This is a genomic window from Sphingomonas sp., from assembly GCF_042091075.1.
Taxonomy (GTDB): Bacteria; Pseudomonadota; Alphaproteobacteria; order Sphingomonadales; family Sphingomonadaceae; genus Sphingomonas.
The window spans coordinates 6088-7900 of the sequence record NZ_JBELIE010000156.1; the positions used below are offsets into that span (position 1 = coordinate 6088).

General features: G+C 64.9%; 1 protein-coding gene. It reads left to right on the forward strand.

Going from position 1 to position 1813, the window contains the following annotated elements; genetic code table 11:
- Positions 1-1813, forward strand: a 1813-nt coding sequence (locus ACFDSW_RS13605) for an efflux RND transporter permease subunit (protein ID WP_375250822.1), incomplete at both ends; no start/stop codon positions are given.

Here is a 1813-nt window from a genome sequence, read left to right on the forward strand (position 1 = left end):
GATCCGGCTGAAAACCGACAGCAACGGCGCCGTGGTGCGCCTGCGCGACGTCGCCCGCGTCGAGCTGGGCGCGGAAAATTATGGCTTCGATACCAAGTACAACGGCAAATATGCCGCCGGTTTCGGCGTAAAGCTGGCGGCCGGTGCCAATGCGCTGTCGACGGTTGAAGCGGTGAAGGCGCAGGCCGAGGCGATCGCCAAGCAACTGCCGCCCGACGTGAAGATGGTGTATCCTTACGACACCACGCCGTTTGTCCGCCTGTCGGTGGAGCAGGTCGTCCACACGCTGATCGAAGCGGTGGTGCTCGTCTTCCTCGTCATGTTCCTGTTCCTGCAGAACTGGCGCGCCACGCTGATCCCGACGATCGCGGTGCCCGTCGTGCTGCTGGGCACCTTCGCGGTGATGGCGATTGCGGGTTATTCGATCAACACGCTGACGTTGTTCGGCATGGTGCTGGCGATCGGCTTGCTGGTCGACGACGCGATCGTCGTGGTGGAGAATGTCGAGCGACTGATCCAGACGGAGCATCTCAGCCCGGTCGAGGCCGCGCGCAAATCGATGGACGAGATCACCAGCGCGCTGATCGGGATCGCGCTGGTGCTGTCGGCGGTGTTCCTGCCGATGGCGTTCTTCGGCGGGTCCACCGGCGTCATCTATCGCCAGTTCTCGATCACGATCGTTTCGGCGATGGTGCTGTCGGTGCTGGTCGCGCTGATCCTCACGCCGGCGCTGTGCGCGACGATCCTGAAGCCGCACGACCCGTCGAAGGGCGAGGGCAATGGCCCGCTGGCGCGCTTCTTCCGCTGGTTCAACGAGAAGTTCGACAACGGTCAGCGCCACTATGAGCGCGGCGTGCGGGGCACCGCCCGCAACTGGAAACGCTCGCTGCTGGTGTATGCGGCAATCCTGCTGGGTGTCGGGCTGCTGTTCACGCGGTTGCCGTCGGGCTTCCTGCCCGATGAGGATCAGGGCACCGTGATCGCCCTGGTGCAGGGGCCGTCGGGCGCCACTACCGCGCGTACCGAAAAGGGGCTGGAGCTGATCCTCCACCACTTCCTGGGAAGCGAGGGCGACAACGTCGCGGGCGTGTTCACGATCAATGGTTTCAGCTTCGCGGGGCAGGGGCAGAATACCGGCCTTGCCTTCATCAACCTGAAGCCATGGGACGAACGTTCGGGCGGAGCGAACAAGGCGCAGGCGATCGCCGGTCGTGCGATGGCTGCGTTCAGCCAGTATAAGGACGGCCTCATCTTCGCGCTGATCCCGCCGGCGGTGCAGGAACTGGGCAATGCCACCGGCTTCGACCTGCAGCTGGTCGATACCGGCGGGATCGGGCACGAGAAGCTGGTTCAGGCGCGCAACATGATGATGGGCATGGCGTCGCAGAATCCCGTGCTGTCGCAGGTCCGTCCGCTCAGTCTGGAGGACGCGCCGCAGCTGAAGGTCAATATCGACGAGGACAAGGCGCGGGCGCTGGGGCTGGACCTGAGCGCGGTCAACACGACGATCTCGACCGCCTGGGGCGGCGCGTATGTCAACGACTTCATCGATCGTGGCCGCGTCAAGCGGGTCTATGTGCAGGCGGATCAGCCCTTCCGCCTTCGGCCGGAGGATATCGCCAACTTCTACGTTCGGGGCGCCGACAATCAGATGGTGCCGTACACCGCCTTCTCGACGCTCGCATGGGCGAACGCGCCGGTCCAGCTGACGCGCTACAACGGTCAGCCGGCGATGCAGCTGCAGGGGTCGCCCGCGCCGGGGCAAAGCACGGGCGCTGCGATGACGGCGATGGAGGAAATCCATGCCAAGCTG